A 2223-nucleotide genomic window follows, 5' to 3' on the forward strand; every position below is an offset into this window, starting at 1 on the left:
TTGAAGTGGAGCCGCTACAACCTGTCGCTAAACAGGAGGGGTGGCGGCTGTACGCAGGTTAGCGAACCGGTCAAAGGCACCCGGCAGACCCGAAGGTCTCCCGCATACAGCCACCATGACGAAATCGCGAAAATACAGATCCGCAATGAAGTCTGGAACGCTGATGCACCTTTGACTTGAATTCGAGTCGCTAAACCCGATCGCTGATTCGTCAGCGACCGCACCACAATAGAACCCGCCCCCAAGGCGCACAAGCCGGCGGATTCTGGCGTAGCTGTAGGCAATGGCGCAAGGATTTGTAGCCTTGAAGGCGTGTCTGAAGGTGTCTTTTAAACGCCTGAGTTTAAAAGGCGATTTGCGCTGACTGCACTGGCCCCTTCGCGAGCAAGCTCGCTCCCACATTTGGAATACGTTTCCATGTGGGAGCGGGCTTGCTCGCGAAAGGGCCATCTCTGTCAGCACAAAAACCTGGATCAACCCCCGCTGTTTAAATCACTGGTTAAGTAAATCCGTCCCCAAATGGCAACCCCGGTTGGGGACGGCATCCGTTCCCGGGCAGGTTCGACTCCGGCTGCCTTCCGCCAGTTGGCCCCAAAAAAAATCGCAACCTTCGGCAACTTCTACACAGTTATCTGAGTTGCCGAAGGCTGCGACCTTTTAGTCTAAAGCTCGGAAACCGTGGTCTGGCCCCGTTTAATACGCAGCGGCCCTACATCGTCACTGTCTTAGTTGATCTCCAAATTTCGTGAATTCTGAATTTCAGACTTCCAGTACGAATACATCAGAACCCGCGAAGCTGCTCACATAAACCCGTGTACTATCAGATCCTGATATTAACTGTCGAGGGTTGGCTCCAACCCTAATCGGGTTTTCAATCGCACCCGTAGGTAGCAGGACGGTAGTGACTGAGTTTTTTTCAGGGTCGCAAGTAAATAATTTAGTTCCAGAAGAATTGGTTGAAATGCCCCAGCCAACTACGTTATCAAATCGGCGGTTTACCATATGTGTGTTGGTATCAATTTCGAAGGTCGAGCGGGTTGAAATAGCGTAGGCGTAGCTATCGACAAGGCTAAATGAAATATCATAGGTGCCATCAGGAGTTGCTATTGATACCGTTTCGTTTGTATCAATATTTATTGCTGATATAAAATTGTTATGCATGTTGCAGACGTATATAGACTTGCCGTCCGGACTCATGCGCGCCTGTCTCGGCAGTTGACCAACGGCTATTCGAGACAGCGCAAATGTTTCGGTATCGATGACGCTGATGCTGTTGCTGATTCTGTTGCATACATAAAGTTTACTTTCGTCGAGATTTAAAGTCAGGCCTACAGCTTCTTGCTCAACAGGAATAATTTTAGGCGGAGAGTTGGATTTCAAGTACACCAATGTGACGGTGTTGTGTTGGTAATTGCTGATATAAGCGCGCTCGCCATCAGAGGTCAATTGGATATCATAGGGTGTTTTTATACCCTGTATAGTATCGACGACCAAGTGGGTAGCTGTGTCAATGGCTGTTATGGTGTTGGTGGCCGGGGAGGCGATATATAGAAGTAAGCCGTCCGCACTAAGTGCTAGCCCCCAAGAATTTTTGCCAAGCTGAATTGGATTGGCGTCAGCAAGTTTGGTTACAGTGATTTCTGCTGTTTCCTCCTTGTTGTATCTTTTGGCGATAAACGAGCTTGTTCCGCTCGAAGTGTTGGCCTTTATACCATTGATCCTCAATAGGCCGTCGATTCCCGTGGAAAATTCCCGCGTTTCACTTCCCCCGTCCGCATAGCTAAATCCCGGAGGAAGGGTGATCGTAATAATACCTTCGACTGGTTGATCCGAGACCTCTGTGCGTAGTTGCAATTCAATCGCTGTCACGCGTCCCGCGGGAGCGACTGTGTAGGGAGCATTTGTGAATTTTAGCGTCTCCGGCGCAACTACTATTAGGGTGCGTACATTGGAATACACCGGCTCCACCGGATACAGTGCTTTCGCATACAACCGGCGCGAACCCACTTCCACATCTATCGTTTTTTCCCACTCGCCTGTCTCCGTGTCGGCTTTGGCCGTTCCTTTCGACACTGCACCCGTGTCTATGCCGTCGTAGATCTCGACTTCTGCTCCTTTGCTCGCCGTGCCTTTGAGTCTCAACTGGGTGCTAACTGTCGGTTGTCCTTCAGGCACTTCAATGTTTTTTTCATCCAGCACATTGTCGAGTGTTGGTTGCACATA

The 2223-nt window shown here is 49.8% G+C and carries 2 protein-coding genes; one reads left to right on the forward strand and one right to left on the reverse strand.

Annotation, left to right across the window (positions count from 1 at the left end; translation table 11 throughout):
* On the forward strand, positions 1-180 hold a 180-nt coding region (locus ACM6IV_RS08825), incomplete at its 5' end, for a hypothetical protein (protein WP_414869629.1).
* A 579-nt stretch (positions 181-759) separates the two neighbouring features.
* On the opposite strand, the gene ACM6IV_RS08830 is transcribed toward ACM6IV_RS08825, so the two are convergent.
* On the reverse strand, positions 760-2223 hold a 1464-nt coding region (locus ACM6IV_RS08830; RefSeq protein WP_414869630.1), incomplete at its 5' end, for a YncE family protein.

Origin of the sequence: Pseudomonas sp. IT-347P (genome assembly GCF_949768005.1) — a bacterium.
In the GTDB taxonomy this organism is placed as follows: Bacteria; Pseudomonadota; Gammaproteobacteria; order Pseudomonadales; family Pseudomonadaceae; genus Aquipseudomonas.